At 45.9% G+C, this 17469-nt stretch carries 18 protein-coding genes and 1 pseudogene; 17 read left to right on the forward strand and 2 right to left on the reverse strand.

Going from position 1 to position 17469, the window contains the following annotated elements; translation table 11 throughout:
- Position 1 precedes the first annotated feature (1 nt).
- From TOCE_RS03545 to TOCE_RS11855, 12 genes are all read left to right on the forward strand, one after another.
- The gene (locus tag TOCE_RS03545; RefSeq protein WP_013275523.1) at positions 2–1024 is read left to right on the forward strand and encodes a methylcobamide:CoM methyltransferase MtbA; all 1023 of its coding nucleotides are present in this window, start codon (positions 2–4) and stop codon (positions 1022–1024) included.
- The gene (locus TOCE_RS03550; protein WP_013275524.1) at positions 1025–1909 is read left to right on the forward strand and encodes a uroporphyrinogen decarboxylase family protein; all 885 of its coding nucleotides are present in this window, start codon (positions 1025–1027) and stop codon (positions 1907–1909) included.
- Positions 1878–3722, forward strand: a complete 1845-nt coding sequence (locus tag TOCE_RS03555) for an ASKHA domain-containing protein (RefSeq protein ID WP_013275525.1) — start codon at positions 1878–1880, stop codon at positions 3720–3722. The genes TOCE_RS03550 and TOCE_RS03555 overlap by 32 nt, the downstream gene beginning before the upstream one ends.
- The gene (locus TOCE_RS03560; RefSeq protein ID WP_013275526.1) at positions 3698–4762 is read left to right on the forward strand and encodes a uroporphyrinogen decarboxylase family protein; all 1065 of its coding nucleotides are present in this window, start codon (positions 3698–3700) and stop codon (positions 4760–4762) included. Before TOCE_RS03555 ends, TOCE_RS03560 begins: the two co-directional genes overlap by 25 nt.
- Entirely contained in the window at positions 4740–5669 is a 930-nt protein-coding gene (cysK, locus tag TOCE_RS03565) for a cysteine synthase A (RefSeq protein ID WP_013275527.1), read from the forward strand. The genes TOCE_RS03560 and cysK overlap by 23 nt, the downstream gene beginning before the upstream one ends.
- Positions 5670–5671: 2 nt before the next feature.
- Positions 5672–6805, forward strand: a complete 1134-nt coding sequence (locus TOCE_RS03570) for a bifunctional cystathionine gamma-lyase/homocysteine desulfhydrase (protein ID WP_013275528.1) — start codon at positions 5672–5674, stop codon at positions 6803–6805.
- Between the two features lie 125 nt (positions 6806–6930).
- A complete protein-coding gene (locus tag TOCE_RS03575) occupies positions 6931–7185 on the forward strand; it encodes a DUF2933 domain-containing protein (protein WP_049817896.1) in 255 nt (84 codons plus the stop codon).
- Entirely contained in the window at positions 7178–7738 is a 561-nt protein-coding gene (locus TOCE_RS03580; protein ID WP_013275530.1) for a hypothetical protein, read from the forward strand. The genes TOCE_RS03575 and TOCE_RS03580 overlap by 8 nt, the downstream gene beginning before the upstream one ends.
- Positions 7739–7746: 8 nt before the next feature.
- On the forward strand, positions 7747–8487 hold the full coding sequence (locus tag TOCE_RS03585; protein ID WP_013275531.1) for a cytochrome c biogenesis CcdA family protein: 741 nt from the start codon (positions 7747–7749) through the stop codon (positions 8485–8487).
- A gap of 14 nt (positions 8488–8501) precedes the next feature.
- Entirely contained in the window at positions 8502–9227 is a 726-nt protein-coding gene (gene lgt / locus TOCE_RS03590; protein WP_013275532.1) for a prolipoprotein diacylglyceryl transferase, read from the forward strand.
- 21 nt (positions 9228–9248) lie between these two features.
- Positions 9249–9518, forward strand: coding sequence for a YHS domain-containing protein (locus tag TOCE_RS03595; protein ID WP_223156836.1), 270 nt, complete (start codon positions 9249–9251; stop codon positions 9516–9518).
- Positions 9519–9786: 268 nt separating this feature from the next.
- On the forward strand, positions 9787–10044 hold the full coding sequence (locus TOCE_RS11855) for an SHOCT domain-containing protein (protein WP_013275533.1): 258 nt from the start codon (positions 9787–9789) through the stop codon (positions 10042–10044).
- A 51-nt stretch (positions 10045–10095) separates the two neighbouring features.
- On the opposite strand, the gene TOCE_RS12890 is transcribed toward TOCE_RS11855, so the two are convergent.
- Positions 10096–10302, reverse strand: coding sequence for a four-helix bundle copper-binding protein (locus tag TOCE_RS12890; protein ID WP_083768465.1), 207 nt, complete (start codon positions 10300–10302; stop codon positions 10096–10098).
- 51 nt (positions 10303–10353) lie between these two features.
- On the opposite strand from TOCE_RS12890, the gene TOCE_RS03605 reads away from it, so the two are divergent.
- Positions 10354–11814, forward strand: a complete 1461-nt coding sequence (locus TOCE_RS03605) for an IS1182 family transposase (RefSeq protein WP_425358462.1) — start codon at positions 10354–10356, stop codon at positions 11812–11814.
- A 177-nt stretch (positions 11815–11991) separates the two neighbouring features.
- Here TOCE_RS03605 and TOCE_RS03610 read toward each other — a convergent pair whose 3' ends face one another.
- Entirely contained in the window at positions 11992–12171 is a 180-nt protein-coding gene (locus tag TOCE_RS03610; RefSeq protein ID WP_013275534.1) for a YHS domain-containing protein, read from the reverse strand.
- A gap of 551 nt (positions 12172–12722) precedes the next feature.
- Here TOCE_RS03610 and TOCE_RS03615 point away from each other — a divergent pair.
- From TOCE_RS03615 to TOCE_RS03625, 4 genes and pseudogenes are all read left to right on the forward strand, one after another.
- Complete coding sequence (locus TOCE_RS03615; RefSeq protein ID WP_013275535.1) at positions 12723–15134, forward strand: heavy metal translocating P-type ATPase; 2412 nt, start codon at positions 12723–12725, stop codon at positions 15132–15134.
- Between the two features lie 14 nt (positions 15135–15148).
- Positions 15149–15292 carry an LDCC motif putative metal-binding protein gene (locus TOCE_RS12275; RefSeq protein ID WP_013275536.1) on the forward strand — a complete coding sequence of 48 codons (144 nt, stop codon included), beginning with the start codon at positions 15149–15151 and terminating at the stop codon, positions 15290–15292.
- 193 nt (positions 15293–15485) lie between these two features.
- Positions 15486–16947 (forward strand): annotated as a pseudogene (locus tag TOCE_RS11865) (IS1182 family transposase).
- A 131-nt stretch (positions 16948–17078) separates the two neighbouring features.
- Positions 17079–17432, forward strand: a complete 354-nt coding sequence (locus TOCE_RS03625; protein WP_013275537.1) for a DUF2512 family protein — start codon at positions 17079–17081, stop codon at positions 17430–17432.
- Positions 17433–17469: the final 37 nt, after the last annotated feature.

The following is a 17469-nucleotide window of genomic DNA, read 5'->3' on the forward strand; positions in this document are numbered from 1 at the left end:
GATGACTAACAGCGAAAAGACGAGGCTCATAAACGTGCTGGAAGGCAAACCGGTAGACCGGGTGCCCGTGATATGCCCCGGGGGTATGATGAATATGGCGGTTCGGGAGGTAATGACGGCCACAGGGCGCACTTGGCCACGGGCCCATATCGACCCGAAAGATATGGCCATGCTTTCTCTGGGCGTGAAGCACCTGGGGGGAATTGAAAATGTGGGCGTGCCTTTTTGTATGACGGTAGAGGCCGAGGCCCTTGGCGCCGGAGTCTTTATAGGCACCGAGTCTACCGAACCGCGAGTGGCAGAATACCCGCTGAAAAGAGTTGAAGAATGGGAGAACCTCCCATCAATCACCGAAGACCATTACCGGGTTTCGATCGTTCTGGAGGCAATAAGGATATTGAAAGAAAAATGCCCCGAGACCCCGGTTATTGGGAATATCACCGGCCCCATAAGCCTTGCCACTTCCCTTATCGAGCCCATGGATTTTTACAGAGCCCTAAGGCGAAAGCCGGACACTGCTTTGAGGTTTCTCGATTTTGTCACCGACAACCTGATATTTTTCGCCAAGGCAATGCTGAAAGCGGGAGCGGATATAATCAACATAGCCGATCCTAGCGGTACCGGTGAGATCCTGGGGCCCTGGGCTTTTTCGAAAGTGGCCGTACCGTATATCAACAAAATAACGGATGCGGTGGAGGCTTCTTCGGGGTATGCCATGGTGCACATCTGCGGCAGGCTGGGATCGGTGCTGGCTGAACTCGGTAAATTGAAATCGCCCGTTATCAGCATCGATGCTCTTACTGGCCTTCGAAAGGTGAAGGAAAGCCTGCCCGATAAGGTCATTATGGGCAACGTGAGCACCTTCCTGCTTGAAAAGGGGACTCCGGAAAAGGTGGCGATAGCTGCGGTGACCTCCATTAAACAGGGTGCCGGGATACTAGCCCCTGCTTGCGGCATAAGTCCGAGGACACCTCTTGAAAACATACGGGCAATGGTTCGAGCGGCGAAGGGAGAGAGGGATTGATTGAAAAGAAAGGACAGGGTAACGGCCGCGCTTGAAGGAAGAATTCTGGACAGACCCCCCTGCGGTGAGATGACGCTCCCGGGTTTATCCCAGGAAGACAAAAGGAGATTTCTCCGGCTCCTCGGGGCCGACCTGGTGGTGGTGCATCTAAATCCCGATTTTTCGGGAAATGATGGACTATCTTCCGGTTTTGATGAACTGAGGTATTTTCAAGGATCGGATTATTTCGTAATAGCAGGTATACCGGGAGTATTCTGGCAGAGCGTCGCAGAACTCACCCTTGAAGTGGCCGCCCGGATGATTAAAAAGGAGCCGGAAAAATACCGCCGGGTTCTTCAAGAGATAAGAAAAAGGCGCGAATCCCTTTTGGAGCGGCTTAAGGAATTTGAGGTAGACGGTATATTTATTCTGGATGACCTGGCAGGAAAGAACGGGCCCCTGTTTTCCCCTCAAGCTTTAAGGGAATTTATATTTCCCGAACTTAAAGTGCTTGTAAATATTATAAAACAGCTGGGGAAACCGGTTTTTTTTCACTCGGACGGATTAATAAAACCCATTCTGCCGGATTTGCTTGACCTGGAAGTAGACGTCCTTCACGGATTTGACGGTTTGGACTTTGAATCTCTGAAGGAGATAAAAGAGATTATCCACGGCAGAGCAGCCTTTATGGGCAATTTTAATCTCCATTTTAAAGCCAATAACGCAAAATCCGTGTTGGCAAACCTGAGGAGTGTCATGGAACTTTTTGTAGAAAGCGGTTATATATTCTCCAGCGACGGCGGCTTTACCCCAGATTCCATTGAAAATTTGGTTGCCCTGTATCAGTATTTTCACCAGTTCTGGGAGGGAGAAAATGTCAGAAGTCACGATAACTTTACGGCCTGACGGCAGGATAATAAAGGCGAAAACCGGAGTAAATCTGATGGAAGTGTTGCGAAGAGCCGGAATAAGAATGGATTTTCCCTGCGGAGGCTGCGGCGCCTGCGGCAAATGCAGGGTAAAAATAACATCTGAGGTCCAGCCCCCAAAAGAGGAAGAGATAAAGCTAATCCCGGAAAGAGAATTAAAGGAAGGCGTTCGCCTGGCCTGCCTTTATACGGTGGCCTCCGATATGGAAATAGAAGTGGTATTCAAAAATGAGGAAGCTAGAGTGCTGGAACGGGGTATCATGGGCAGCTTTACCATGGATCCGCCGGTAAAAAAGCGGCGGTTTTTCGCAAAGGATTCGAAGGATGCCCTGTCTTTGGAAGAACGGCTGACTCTGGCGGTTGGCTGTCCAGTAGATCCGGAGTGCAGGCTGGAGCTACTCCGGTCGATATCCCGGGGCCTGCCTGAGGAAGGGACCGCAGTAATCAGAGATAACATGATAGCCGGTATTGAAGAAGGCGATACAACCGGGAAAATTTACGGAGCCGCCCTCGATATAGGTACAACGACAGTGGTGCTGTCTTTAGTAAATATGGTAAGCGGAAAGGAAGAGGCGGTGGTTTCCGCCTTAAACCCACAGAAAGAATTCGGTCAGGATGTACTGTCCCGCATTTCCCATGCTAAAAAGGGGGAGCAGTTTCTTTCCGAACTTCAGAAATCCATAGTGAACTCTATAAACGACCTTCTCGAAAAAGCCGTTAAGAAGGCGGGTATCGACAAAAAAGACATCTACGAAATGACGGTTGCCGCAAACACCACTATGACCCACCTGTTTCTTGGCATAAATCCCGAATCCATAGGTTCCGCCCCGTATTACCCGGTGCTCAAAAGAGGTATCGACATAAAAGCGCAAGAGTTGGGAATCTCTATCTCTCCCTTCGGTAGGGTTTACTGCCTGCCCGCAATTTCCGGGTATGTGGGCGGGGATATAGTTGCCGGGATTCTTGCCACCGGGTTTTACAAGAAAGATGATACCGCGCTGTTCATAGACATAGGTACCAACGGGGAGATAGTCTTTTTTGACGGTCGCGAAATGGTTGCATGTTCATGCGCTGCAGGACCGGCCCTGGAGGGTGTCAACATCAGCTGCGGTATGAGAGCAGCCGATGGTGCCGTCGAAGAGGTCAGGATAAGTGAAGATGTATTTATCAGGACGATAGGCGATGACAAGCCCAAGGGAGTATGCGGAAGCGGCATAGTGGACCTGGTGGCAGAGCTTTTAAAGATAGGTTTTGTAGAGCCCAGCGGCAGAATGGTATTCCCCGATAAAGCGCGGCAAATCGCCAGCCCGAACCTGGCGGCCCGCCTGGTTGAAAAAGAAAGATCGACCGCTTTTATCATAGCCTACGGCGGGGAACAGGAGGACGATGTTTTTATAACATCCCGAGATATTCGCCAGGTGCAGCTGGCTAAAGGGGCCATCTGGGCCGGTATCAGGGCTTTGCTCAGGGAAAAAGGAATTTCTCCAAAAGATGTACGCCGGGTCTACGTGGCAGGGGCTTTCGGAGCACACTTGCGCCCTGAAAGCCTTTCGAGGATAGGTATGATAGCCGGGGAATGGACAGAACGCCTCACATTCGCGGGAAATACCTCTATAGCCGGAGCTACGATGTGCCTGCTTTCCGGAGCGAAGAGAAAAGAAGCCGAGAATATAGCGGGAATGGTGAGGTACCTGGAGCTTTCTACAATGGAAGGTTTTGACCGCTTGTTTGCGGAAAGTTTGAAATTTCCGGAAGGAGATAGGTCATGGAAGGAAAACAGCGGGTTTTAAAGATGTTAAAGGGCGAACCGGTTCGGGCCTGTTCCGTTTTCGCCACCGAGTTCTGGGCTTTAAATCGAAGAGGATATACCATAGAAAAGTTTCTGGAAGACCCTGAAGGGCTGCTGTCCGTTATTGCTGAAGAAGTGCAAAAAATCGATTCGGATATATTTTTCTTTCTGGCAGGCCTTACTAGTGTGCCTTTGATGGTTCTGGGGGCAATGTATAAATTCCCCGAAAAGGGACCACCAGTTGCTGAAATGCCTCTCGTTAGAAGTAGGGAAGAACTTAAGAATCTGGACCTTAAGAAAATATCCGGTGATGTGAGGGTGAAAAAACTCTGGCAGGCGTCGGCGGAGTTAACCCTGGCTTTAAAGGACAGGACGTTGGTGGCTGTAAATATAAGGGCGCCTTTTACTCAGGCTGCCCAGATGGTGGGTCCTGAAAATTTTTTGAGGCTTTTGTATAGGGACGAAAGATTTGTACTCGAGCTTCTTGAAATTTCTACGGAAATATTCTTGGAGTACGGGCTTCCCTTTATAGAAAGCGGTGCGGAAATGATCTATATTTCCGATCCCACGGCTTCCGGTGACCTCATATCCCGGAAACATTTCGAAAAATACGTTTACCCATGCCTTAAAAAGATCGTTACGGAGATCAAGGGGCTTGGAATTCCGGTTTTACTCCACATCTGCGGGGATACCATTGATCGCCTTGATCTTATCAGGGAAATCGACCCGGACATAATGTCGGTCGACCACAAGGTGGATTTAGAAAAAGCCGGAGAAGTTTTAGGCGAGAAGATTTGCCTCGCCGGCAATGTGGACCCGTCGGAGGTAATGGAATACGGGAGCAGGGAAGAAGTTGAAAGGAAGGCTCTGGAGTGTCTGGAGAAAGCCGGTAACCGCAAGTTCTTATTGATGCCCGGCTGCGAGATATCGCCGGATACACCTCTCGAAAATATAAAGACATTCCTGGCCGTCGGGCACGGCGCCTTCGAAAAATTGGAAAATAGAGGAGGCAAGAAAAATGGCGGGACCGATAGTCGATGATATAAAACAGCTTATAGGAAATACTCCGATCTTGAAAATAACCCGCTTTCCAATGCCGGAAGGTGTTAACGTATACGCCAAACTGGAGTATTTTAATCCGGGTGGAAGTGTGAAGGACCGGATAGGCATCTTTATGCTGGACGAAGCTGAAAAGGCGGGGCTTTTAAAACCCGGGGGCACTATAATAGAACCTACGGCAGGCAACACCGGTATTGGTCTTGCAATGGCCGCGCTGGAAAGGGGTTACAGGGTTATATTAGTGGTGCCGAAAAAATTCTCCGTGGAAAAGCAGGAGCTTATGAAAGCCCTGGGGGCGGAAATTGTTCACACGCCTACTGAGGCGGGCATGGAAGGCGCCATTGAGAAAGCCCTGGAACTGGGCCGGAAAATAGATGGAGCCTTTATACCAAACCAATTCGAAAACCGGGCAAACCCCATGGCTCACTACAAAACAACGGGCCCGGAAATTTATGAGCAGCTGGGAGGGAAGATAGACTATTTCGTGGCCGGGGTAGGGAGCGGCGGCACCTTTTCCGGTGTGGCCCGGTACCTCAAAGAGAAAAACCCGGAGGTAAAAGCCGTAGCTGTAGAGCCCGAGGGTTCTATCCTAGGTGGAGGTCCAAAAGGACCGCATAAGACCGAGGGAATCGGTGTGGAATTTATACCAAAAACACTCGATGTGAACTTAATCGATGAAGTGGTCACCGTAATGGACGAAGATGCCTTTGAAATGGTGAGGGAACTTGCCCGGAGGGAAGGAGTGCTGGTGGGCAGTTCCTCGGGGGCAGCCTTTTTTGCGGCGTATCAGATCGCGAAAAAAATAAAAGGTCCAGCTAATATCGTTACGATCTTTCCCGATGGCAGCGAGAGGTACCTGAGCAAGAAAATTTACGAGGGGGGAATTTAACCGTGAAGCCCGATACAAAAGTTCTCCATACGGGTTTTGAAATGGATGAAAGGACCGGGGCTGTAAGCTTTCCGATTTATCAGACCTCAACTTACAGGCAGGAAGGTCCGGGGGTACACCTGGGGTACGAGTATTCCCGCACAGGGAATCCGACCCGAGAGGCTCTGGAAAACATAATAGCGAGCCTGGAGGAAGGTATGAGGGGATTTGCCTTTTCTTCAGGAATGGCCGCCATTTCAGCGGTACTGTCGCTTTTTTCCGCAGGAGATCACCTGGTGGTCTCGGAGGACGTCTATGGAGGGACCTACCGGGTGTTGAGCAAAGTCTTTTCCAGATCGGGCCTTGAGGTTTCCTACGTCGATACCTCGGATGTATTAAATATAGAAAAAGCAATCAAGAAAAATACCCGGGCTGTATTTATTGAAACGCCTACCAATCCCCTTCTCAGGATAACCGACATAAAAGCTGTGGCCCAATTGTGCAAAGACCGGGGGCTTCTGCTCGTCGTCGACAACACCTTCATGACGCCTTATTGGCAGAAGCCGCTGGTGCTGGGGGCCGATATTGTGGTCCACAGCGCCACAAAATATCTTGGCGGGCACAGCGACGTAGTGGCAGGCCTTGTGGCAGTGAAGGACCCTGACCTGGCGGAGAAGCTTCACTTTATCCAAAATTCCACCGGTGGCGTTTTAGGCCCCTTCGATTCGTGGCTGTTGATGAGGGGGATAAAGACGCTGGGAGTCCGGATGGAACGCCACGAGCGAAATGCAAACGAACTCGCCCGCTGGCTTGGTACCCTACCGCAAGTGAAAAAAGTTTATTACCCGGGCCTTCCCGAGCATCCGGGCCATGAAATTCACAAAAATCAGGCCGGTGGGTTCGGCGGTATGATTTCCTTCGAGATGGAGTCGGGGGAAATGGCCGAACGGATGGTGCGCAAGTTGAAGCTCATAACCCTGGCAGAAAGTCTGGGAGCAGTGGAAAGCCTTATTAGTATACCTTCCCTCATGACCCATGCTTCCATACCCGAGGAGGAGCGCATAAAACGGGGCATAAAAAACAGCCTGGTGCGACTTTCCGTGGGTATAGAGAATGTAGAGGACTTAAAAGAAGATATCCTGTCGGCGATACAATAAGCCGGAGATTTGTGAGGATTTTATGAAAATGCTCTAAAAGCAATTGACTTTTAAGGTTTTTTTAAACTAAAATATATACAGAAATAACCTAAACCCCGTAGGGGTATGTGAAAGTTGGTGGTTTTATGAACAAAAATAATCGGGGTCTGCTTCACGCTTTAATGATGTCGTTGTGCTGCGTTCTTATGCTCGTAGCGGTTGCACTTTTGGCAAGGAAGTTCGGCGCATCCGGAAATATTTTCAGTTATGCATTTATATTGCTGTGTCCGCTGATGCACGTATTCATGATGATGGGCATCCTCGGCGGGCATGACCGTTCGTGCCACGAGGGCGGAAAATCAAACAGTGATAAAGTGGGGGGGCTGAAGGAAGATGCGTAAATACGGCACCTGGCTAGTGGTCTTAGCTGTGATTCTTGCGGCATTAGCTTTTTTTTATATTAAAAATGGATTAACCGAATCAAAACCCTCACCCAAAGAATTAACCGAATCAGACCCCTTACCCGAAGAATTAACCGAATCAAAACCCTTACCCGAAGAAGATCCGTTGGAGGGTATATCCGAGAGTCAGCTCTTTACCATAACCCGGCGCACCGAAGGAGGCGCCGTGACCGTCGATGTGGCTTTCCTGAACATACTGAAACCCGATGAGAAGGATCTTCTATTTTACGTCGCTTTAAATACTCACACCGTAGATCTGACTTCTTACGAAATTGAAAAACTGTCTGTACTGACCAACGGTAAGATAACTGTAGAAAATGGATTTAAATGGGAGCCCATTGAGGAGAACGGACATCACCGGAGCGGAATTTTAAGGGTTAAAAACAACGGCATCTTTGACAAAAATACCGATTATATTGAGTTGAACCTCAGAGGCATTGCTGCAGTCCCGGACAGGAAGTACCGGTGGGATAAAACAGACTGGGGAAGGTAGAGTACCACATGAGTTCGCTGATTACTTTATACGGCCTGTCCTTTCTGGGAGGTCTTTTATCCTTCTTTTCCCCGTGCCTGATCCCCATGGTGACCGTATATTTTTCGATTATTACCGGGATGAGCGTAGAAGAACTGAAATCGGTTCATCCTAGGCATCTGAAGAAAAAAATATTAACAAACACCCTCTTTTTTGTGGCCGCCTTTACGCTGGTGTTTACCCTGGCCGGTGGGGCATCTGGTACAATCGGGAGTTTGATAAAGGAAAATATAAGAGTCTTAAATATTTTGGGCGGTGCGTTTATAGTTTTAGTGGGTCTTAGAATGCTCGGCTCGACGAATATGCCGTCCTTTCATATCAACCCCAAACTCTTAAACCTGAAACTACCACCCCTGGGCTATTTGCGGGCATTCCTGGTGGGAATATTTTTTGCCGTAGCCTGTTCCCACTGTATAGGACCAACTCTTTATTCGTTTCTGATGCTGGCGGGAACTATGACCGCCGCCGGACAGGGAATGATGCTGATGTTTATCTTTTCCATAGGACTTGCAATACCATATCTTGTCCTGGCTCTGGCCTTTGAAAAATACTTTGATAAATTGAAGGGTTTTATGAAGACCAGAATTCCGCAGATGGTACTGGGAGTTACAATGGCAGTTTTAGGAATTGCCATATTGACCGGTAACTTTACAAAGATAACGGGGATTTTATACAAGATTCTGCCGTTCAGGTTGCCTGTGGGCATGTGAAAAGAGGGAGATAAATGGGAGTACTTTTCAGAATAGGCCCCTTTAACATCTATAAATTGGGATTTTTTACAGCTCTGGGCCTTCTGGCGGGGTTATATATAGCTATGAGAGAGGCCCGTAGAAAGGGGATAAAAGAAGACGAAATAATAAACTTTGTCCAGGTAATAGTCATTGCAGGATTTGTGGGTGCCAGGCTCCTTTTCGTGTTGCTGGACTTGCCATATTATATAAAAAATCCGAGCATGATTTGGCATATATCCGAAGGGGGGCTTTCTTTTCACGGAGCAGTACTCGGTGGGTTGCTGGCTGGGATAATATACGCCCGATACAAAAAGGTGTCCTTTTTTAAGCTGTCTGACGTGGTTTCTCCCGGCCTGGCTCTCGGGTATTCCATAGGACGTATAGGATGCGATATCTATGGAAAGGCTGCAAAAGTACCATGGGCGGTGACGGTGGACGGGATACCCAGGCATCCGGTACAGTTTTATTCCGCATTATCCGCCTTAATCATTTTTTATATTCTCTGGAAGCGCCGAAAAATGATTCGATACGATGGGGAACTGTTTTTGAATTTCATGCTGCTGTATTCCGTTTACCGGTTCTTTATAGAATTCTTCAGGGAGAGTATAATGATTGGTCCCCTGTCCATCGCCCAGTGGGTTAGTTTGATTCTTATATTGGGCAGCTCTTTGGTTAGCCATTTTATAAGTGCCGGGAAGTTGACGAAGAATGCATCATAAATGGCGAAAGGAGAGATTAATTTGGATTTTTCGGATATTATATTGCTGTTGATCGGAGCAGCTCTGCTTTTTTTCATGATAAGAAGAGGCGGGTGCTGCGGAGGCCATGGCGGGCACGGAGGTTACTATGCCGGTGGTCATAACCATCACAGGACAGATGGTAATGGCGAATATGCCGTAGACCCTGTTTGCGGTATGAGAGTATCGAAAAAGAACGCCATCACCAGGCAGATAAACGGAAAAACTTATTATTTTTGCTGTGAAGAGTGTGCCAATTCTTTCAGAGGGTAGACAAAATGGAGGCTGTTAAGCCTCCTTTTTCTTAATGTCTGATAAGAAAGCAGGAGGAGATTATGCGCTTAAGAGGGATTAAGTTCGGACTCACACCTGGATTTTGGCGTATAAAAGAAGAAAAGCATGTAAATCCCTGGGATTAGCTTAGATAATTCCACAACATATTTATCATGTATATTAGGGAATAATAATCCTGAGTCAAAATGTACTTCATTTTTATCTTAAATCTTTTTGCTCTATTTCGAACGGAAGCGAGGTAGCATAAATGATGCACTGGTTTTACCCCGGCTGGGGTTACGATGGAGGCTTGATAATGTATCTGGGGATGTTCCTGTGGGTATTGTTTTGTGCGGCAGTGATATACTTTATATTCAGATTAATAAAGTTAATTCCCATCAATGGGGCATCGGAAAAGCGAAATTTCACTGAAACACCGCTGGACATCCTCAAAAAACGCTATGCCGCGGGAGAAATAACGAAAGAGGAATTTGAAAAGATAAAGGAAGATCTGAACAAGACCTGATTTTATGGAGAACGATTAAAGAGGCGCCTTTTTTGAGGCGCCTCTTTGTTATTACATATTCGCTAAATTTTTGCATTCTTGAGCACATTGGCGGCAGGTATCAGCACACTGCTGACAGTGGGCATCTTTAAACATTTTGCACTCTCTGGCGCAGGCATTTTTTTGAGTTAAAAAATAAGCACCTAGAATCGGTGCTTCAGACTGTCGACAAAGTAACTGTCGACAGTCTTTTTTTGCAAAAGCTAGTACAAAAATCATCAGCTTTTTAGTAAAATTAAAGAAGATACAAAAATATTGTGGGGCGATGAAATGTTAACGAAGAAAAATCGAGAAATAATAGAGCAGGTAGAATTAGTAAGCATCGATAGCTTAGTACCTCAAGACCATCTCCTTAGGGCAGTAGAAGAAAGCATCGATTTTAATTTCATTTATGATGAAGTAAAAGACCTATATAGCGAAAATACAGGAAGACCTAGTATTGACCCGGTAGTGTTAATTAAGCTACTCATGCTCCAAGCATTGTATGGAATCCGCTCCATGCGCCAAACCATCAGAGAAGTAGAAGTCAATGTAGCTTACCGTTGGTTTTTAGGCTATGGATTACAAGAAAAAATACCTCACTTTTCAACTTTTGGAAAAAACTATGAACGGCGGTTTAAGGAAAGTGATCTATTTGAAAAGATATTCGAGCGGGTGTTGATGGAAGCAATAGAATGCGGGTTTGTTAAAACAGATGCAGTATTTATCGATGCTACTCACATAAAAGCCAGTGCCAATAAGAATAAATATATCGAGAAAGTCGCTAAGCAACGGACTCAAAAATATAAGGAAGAACTTTTAAAAGAAATCAACGCCGAACGGGAAGCAAACGGTAAAAAGCCCTTTGAAGAAGAAGATGATGATGACGATAACAACAAAGGAGAAAATAGCTCTAAAAAAGTCAGGGTAAGCACCACAGATCCTGAAAGTGGGATGTTTCAAAAAGGGGAAAAAGAGCGCTGCTTTGCCTACACAGCTTCTGTAGCCTGTGACCGGAACAACTTTGTCCTTGGTGTCAAAATAGCACCTGGAAATGTTCATGACAGCCAGGTATTCTCCGATTTATTTCAAGAAGTAAACGATAAATTTTCTAAAATAGAGGCGGTAGTGGTTGATGCAGGCTACAAAACCCCCGGGATATGCAGAGAAATCATTGAGGCAGGAGCGCTTCCCGTTATGCCCTACAAGAGGCCGATGACCAAAGATGGCTACTTTAAAAAACGCGAATACGTCTATGACGAATATTATGATTGTTACATATGCCCCAACAACCAAATATTAGAATACAGCACCACCAACCGGGCGGGATACCGGGAATATAGGAGCAACCCCCAAATATGCTGTAAATGTCCCATGCGCCTACAGTGCACCAAAAGTAAAAATTACACAAAAATCATAACTCGGCATATATGGGAGCATTACATAGAAATAGCGGAAGATATAAGACACACCCAATGGGGTAAAGAACTATACAAAATGCGCGGCCAGACCATCGAGCGGGTATTTGCCGATGCGAAGGAAAAGCATGGCATGCGCTATACAAATCTACGAGGCTTGAGGAAAGTTGGACATTACCTCACGCTTCTTTTCGCATGCATGAATTTAAAAAAGCTGGCTTTATGGAAGAAAAGACGGGGAACGTTTCCGCCAACAGTCCCCGCTTTACATTCGTTTTTCTTAAAAATTTTCTTCGCCTTCAACAAAAAGCCGCTTTTAGGTTATGCATCCTAAAAGCGGCTTTGTCTACAAGCTGAAGCACCTAGAATCGGTGCTTATTTTTTTGGTGCTTATTTTATTAGGAACAAAGTTCATCAATGGCAACTATTTGCCATAAAGTTGTGCCCATCACATAGCCGGTCGTCTGTGTATTTTTCACATTCCGTCTATTCTCATCGATTATCACTAAAACTAACAACAGCAGTGATGATGACCTTTATCTTCTTTGTTTTTCAGATATTTTTCAGGATTCTTGTCAAAAGCTATTTGGCAGTGTTTGGAGCAGAAATAGTAGGTTTGGCCATTGTAAGTAGATGTGGCAACAGCATCATTCTCATTTACATTCATACCGCATACCGGATCGATAGCCATATTTTCACCTCCTTCACGAGTAAATATACCCCTATGGGGTATAACGTCTTTTTTACTTTATCATTTTTGTCTCTATGTGTCAATATCCTGTTAAAAAGACCCCCGACAAAAATGTTATGAAGTCTGTGTTTTCCAGGTATCCTCGGGGAATCCTTTTATTTTAAGCTGGCAATTATAGCTTTAATCTTGATCCCATCGGTTTTCCTATGGGCATTTTCTTCCTAGCGGGAATAGAAAGGGTCCGGCAGTTGGTAAACCTTCATTAAAACCGTTGATGTGGGGGATAAACGGCGTTGCTTCATTGTTGGGTTCTACCTCAGCTATTGGAATTGCGGGGCTTTTCGGTTTTACTTATTCTTTTTTATTAAGCGCTACCGCTTATTTTCTATTAACTTTCTTCATCCGGGATATATGGATGTGACGGGAGCATTACTTTCTTTAATCAGCAGATACTATAAATAAATGTTGACATTTTATTCACTGAAGAATATAATGGAATTATGATACCCCTATGGGGTATATTATTCAAGGAAGTGAGGAGGGGATAAAATATGGCGGAAGCTATTGAGAAAGCAGCGCAAAATATAGCGCTAACTATAAAAGGGATGACTTGTGCTTCCTGCGCAGCCCGTATTGAAAAAGCCCTTTCAAAGATGGATGGAGTGCAGGAAGTAAATATAAACTTTGCGACTGAAAAGGCGAGCATCACCTATGATCACGGAGAGGTTTCGATTGCGGACTTTGTACAGAAAATAAGGGATTTGGGCTATGACGTCATAGCCGACAGAGTGGAACTGGGGCTGAAGAATATGACCTGTGCTTCTTGCGCAGCCCGCATCGAAAAGGTACTATCCCGGGCTCCGGGAGTTTTGAAAGCATCGGTGAATTTCGCAGCCGAGACCGCTACGATCGAGTATTTAAGCAGTTTGACCGATGTAAAAAACCTCATCAAAGTTATTCGGGACATAGGTTACGACGCCTACGAAAAGACAGAAATGGATGTGGATAGGGAAAAACAGGAAAGAGAGAAAGAGATTCGGTCTTTAGGCAGGCTGGTGGTAATTTCGGCTATTCTTACGACCCCCCTACTCATGACGATGATTTTCAGCGTCATGGGCTTGCATGGAGGTATCCTTGCAAATCCATGGTTACAAGTAGTGCTTGCTACCCCCGTGCAGTTTATAATAGGCTACAGGTATTATAGGGGGGCTTATCATAATCTGAAGAACGGGTCCGCAAATATGGATGTGCTGATAGCCATGGGCACTACGGCAGCTTATTTTTACAGCTTGTATAATGTTTTTACCCTTCCCATGGAAATGATTCACAACTACCTTTACTTTGAGGGGTCGGCGGTTATCATCACTCTCATTACCCTGGGCAAATACCTGGAGGCCGTAGCCAAAGGCAGAACGTCGGAGGCCATCAGAAAATTACTGGGCCTGCAGGCCAAGACTGCCCGGGTGATAAGAAACGGCGAAGAAATGGAGATACCCGTGGAACAGGTGGAAGTAGGGGATATCGTAGTGGTAAGGCCCGGTGAGAAGATACCGGTGGACGGTGTTATCATAGAAGGTTATTCTTCTGTGGATGAATCCATGCTCACAGGCGAAAGTATCCCCGTGGAGAAAAGGGTAGGGGACGAAGTAATAGGTGCTACCATAAATAAAACGGGCACCTTCAAGTTTAAAGCCACTAAAGTTGGCAAGGACACCGTGCTTGCCCAGATCGTGAAATTGGTGGAGGAAGCCCAGGGGTCGAAAGCACCGATTCAAAAACTTGCTGACCGGATATCGGGGGTTTTCGTTCCCGCCGTTATCGCCATTGCCCTTATCACTTTTGCGGTCTGGTATTTTGTATTTGACAACTTTACTGCAGGACTCATAAACGCAGTAGCGGTGCTTGTAATAGCGTGTCCCTGTGCGTTGGGGCTTGCGACGCCCACTTCAGTTATGGTGGGAACTGGAAAGGGCGCCGAACTCGGGGTGCTTATAAAGGGCGGTGAACATCTGGAGAGGGCCCATAGGATCAGGGCGATCGTACTCGACAAGACGGGAACCATTACCAAAGGAAAACCGGAAGTAACCGATATTATTCCGGCCGGAAATTTAGGGGAAGAGGAAATCTTAAGTTTTGCGGCTATAGCAGAGAAAAATTCCGAACATCCTCTGGGTGAGGCCATCGTAAATAAAGCCAAAGAAAGCGGGCTTGAACTTTCCGATCCTGAAAGTTTCGAGGCTATACCCGGCCACGGCATATATGCCAAAATAAAAGGTAGGCAAGTTATCCTGGGTAACCGCAGGCTCCTGAAAACCAAAAATATTCCGACGGAAGGCATAGAGGACCTGCTGTCGAAGCTTGAAAACGAAGGCAAGACCGCGATGATAATGGCCATGGATGGGGTTCTCGAGGGCATCGTGGCAGTAGCCGATACTGTAAAGGAAAATTCTAGAGAAGCCATCGACGAGTTGAAGAAAATGGGTATCGAAGTTTGGATGATAACCGGCGACAACGAGCGCACCGCCAAGGCCATAGCCCGGCAGGTGGGAATAGAAAATGTCCTGGCCGAGGTACTTCCCGAGCATAAAGCAGAAGAGGTGGAAAAGCTAAAGAAGCAAGGTAAAATCACCGCCATGGTTGGGGACGGCATCAACGACGCCCCGGCGCTTGCGGCTGCTGATGTCGGAATAGCCATCGGCACAGGCACCGACGTGGCTATCGAGGCGGCGGATATAACGCTCATGAGCGGTGATTTGAAAGGGATAGTGACTGCCATAAAACTCAGCCGAGCCACCATGAGAAATATAAAACAAAACCTGTTCTGGGCTTTTATCTATAACACTGTTGGTATCCCGTTTGCTGCTCTCGGGTATTTAAGCCCCGCAATAGCGGGAGCCGCCATGGCTTTCAGCTCGGTTTCGGTGGTGACCAACGCCCTGAGGTTGAAGAGATTTAAACCTTGAAAGAGGGTGTTATAATGGCTGGATGGCTTAAAAGGTTTCTGGAGAATTTAGCTAAGGTCAATGAAAAAGAATTTGGCGGTAAAAAGATGGATTGCTGTGAATTACACCGAACTCAGGAAAAACGCCCGGTGAATAATAATAAGAAGAATACAAAATGACTTACATTGTATTGGAGCTGTAAGTTATAAAAAATTTTTTACGACGTGTAAAAGAGCCTCTTTTACCAAAAAAAGAGGCTCCAGACTGTCGACAAAGTAACTGTCGACAGTCTTTTTTTGCAAAAGCTAGTACAAAAATCATCAGCTTTTTAGTAAAATTAAAGAAGATACAAAAATATTGTGGGGCGATGAAATGTTAACGAAGAAAAATCGAGAAATAATAGAGCAGGTAGAATTAGTAAGCATCGATAGCTTAGTACCTCAAGACCATCTCCTTAGGGCAGTAGAAGAAAGCATCGACTTTAATTTCATTTATGATGAAGTAAAAGACCTATATAGCGAAAATACAGGAAGACCTAGTATTGACCCGGTAGTGTTAATTAAGCTACTCATGCTCCAAGCATTGTATGGAATCCGCTCCATGCGCCAAACCATCAGAGAAGTAGAAGTCAATGTAGCTTACCGTTGGTTTTTAGGCTATGGATTACAAGAAAAAATACCTCACTTTTCAACTTTTGGAAAAAACTATGAACGGCGGTTTAAGGAAAGTGATCTATTTGAAAAGATATTCGAGCGGGTGTTGATGGAAGCAATAGAATGCGGGTTTGTTAAAACAGATGCAGTATTTATCGATGCTACTCACATAAAAGCCAGTGCCAATAAGAATAAATATATCGAGAAAGTCGCTAAGCAACGGACTCAAAAATATAAGGAAGAACTTTTAAAAGAAATCAACGCCGAACGGGAAGCAAACGGTAAAAAGCCCTTTGAAGAAGAAGATGATGATGACGATAACAACAAAGGAGAAAATAGCTCTAAAAAAGTCAGGGTAAGCACCACAGATCCTGAAAGTGGGATGTTTCAAAAAGGGGAAAAAGAGCGCTGCTTTGCCTACACAGCTTCTGTAGCCTGTGACCGGAACAACTTTTGTCCTTGGTGTCAAAATAGCACCTGGAAATGTTCATGACAGCCAGGTATTCTCCGATTTATTTCAAGAAGTAAACGATAAATTTTCTAAAATAGAGGCGGTAGTGGTTGATGCAGGCTACAAAACCCCCGGGATATGCAGAGAAATCATTGAGGCAGGAGCGCTTCCCGTTATGCCCTACAAGAGGCCGATGACCAAAGATGGTTACTTTAAAAAACGCGAATACGTCTATGACGAATATTATGATTGTTACATATGCCCCAACAACCAAATATTAGAATACAGCACCACCAACCGGGCGGGATACCGGGAATATAGGAGCAACCCCCAAATATGCTGTAAATGTCCCATGCGCCTACAGTGCACCAAAAGTAAAAATTACACAAAAATCATAACTCGGCATATATGGGAGCATTACATAGAAATAGCGGAAGATATAAGACACACCCAATGGGGTAAAGAACTATACAAAATGCGCGGCCAGACCATCGAGCGGGTATTTGCCGATGCGAAGGAAAAGCATGGCATGCGCTATACAAATCTACGAGGCTTGAGGAAAGTTGGACATTACCTCACGCTTCTTTTCGCATGCATGAATTTAAAAAAGCTGGCTTTATGGAAGAAAAGACGGGGAACGTTTCCGCCAACAGTCCCCGCTTTACATTCGTTTTTCTTAAAAATTTTCTTCGCCTTCAACAAAAAGCCGCTTTTAGGTTATGCATCCTAAAAGCGGCTTTGTCTACAAGCTGGAGCCTCTTTTACCAAAAAAAGAGGCTCTTTTTTGTGTCTGTTATAAGAGATACATGGTCTGTATATCAAGAATCCTAGCTGGATAAAATAGGAACGGGAGGTATGAATATGAAAAATAACGTTTTTGCATTACTTTTCAAGCTGGCTATGAATATAGTGCTTGCATGGGTAGCCTTCGGGATTATAGGGAGGAACCCTCTGACTTACGTTATTATCCTGGGAATTGCAACCACGGTGATCAATCTGGTCTTGGGGGACCTTTTTGTGTTGCCGAAATACGGTAACACGGTAGCTTCGGTGGGGGACGGCTTTTTAGGGGTACTGACGGCGCTGGTTATGGACCAACTGGTGCTGGAATTTACAACAAGCCCCATGACTCTCCTGATTTACGGTTTCACAATACTGGTGGGAGAATTCATGTTTCACAGCTATCTACAGAATTTAAGACTGATAACGAGATAGGCATTAAAAAATGACCTCTTTTTGGCAAAAGAGGTCA

This window comes from Thermosediminibacter oceani DSM 16646, assembly GCF_000144645.1.
GTDB classification, from domain to species: Bacteria; Bacillota; Thermosediminibacteria; order Thermosediminibacterales; family Thermosediminibacteraceae; genus Thermosediminibacter; species Thermosediminibacter oceani.

Coding starts and splice junctions, on each gene's coding strand:
- TOCE_RS03545 (WP_013275523.1), top strand. CDS start 2: ATGACTAACAGCGAAAAGACGAGGCTCATAAACGTGCTGGAAGGCAAA.
- TOCE_RS03555 (WP_013275525.1), top strand. CDS start 1,878: ATGTCAGAAGTCACGATAACTTTACGGCCTGACGGCAGGATAATAAAG.
- TOCE_RS03560 (WP_013275526.1), top strand. CDS start 3,698: ATGGAAGGAAAACAGCGGGTTTTAAAGATGTTAAAGGGCGAACCGGTT.
- cysK (WP_013275527.1), top strand. CDS start 4,740: ATGGCGGGACCGATAGTCGATGATATAAAACAGCTTATAGGAAATACT.
- TOCE_RS03575 (WP_049817896.1), top strand. CDS start 6,931: ATGAACAAAAATAATCGGGGTCTGCTTCACGCTTTAATGATGTCGTTG.
- TOCE_RS03580 (WP_013275530.1), top strand. CDS start 7,178: ATGCGTAAATACGGCACCTGGCTAGTGGTCTTAGCTGTGATTCTTGCG.
- TOCE_RS03585 (WP_013275531.1), top strand. CDS start 7,747: ATGAGTTCGCTGATTACTTTATACGGCCTGTCCTTTCTGGGAGGTCTT.
- lgt (WP_013275532.1), top strand. CDS start 8,502: ATGGGAGTACTTTTCAGAATAGGCCCCTTTAACATCTATAAATTGGGA.
- TOCE_RS11855 (WP_013275533.1), top strand. CDS start 9,787: ATGATGCACTGGTTTTACCCCGGCTGGGGTTACGATGGAGGCTTGATA.
- TOCE_RS12890 (WP_083768465.1), bottom strand. CDS start 10,302: ATGATTTTTGTACTAGCTTTTGCAAAAAAAGACTGTCGACAGTTACTT.
- TOCE_RS03605 (WP_425358462.1), top strand. CDS start 10,354: ATGTTAACGAAGAAAAATCGAGAAATAATAGAGCAGGTAGAATTAGTA.
- TOCE_RS03610 (WP_013275534.1), bottom strand. CDS start 12,171: ATGGCTATCGATCCGGTATGCGGTATGAATGTAAATGAGAATGATGCT.
- TOCE_RS03615 (WP_013275535.1), top strand. CDS start 12,723: ATGGCGGAAGCTATTGAGAAAGCAGCGCAAAATATAGCGCTAACTATA.
- TOCE_RS12275 (WP_013275536.1), top strand. CDS start 15,149: ATGGCTGGATGGCTTAAAAGGTTTCTGGAGAATTTAGCTAAGGTCAAT.
- TOCE_RS03625 (WP_013275537.1), top strand. CDS start 17,079: ATGAAAAATAACGTTTTTGCATTACTTTTCAAGCTGGCTATGAATATA.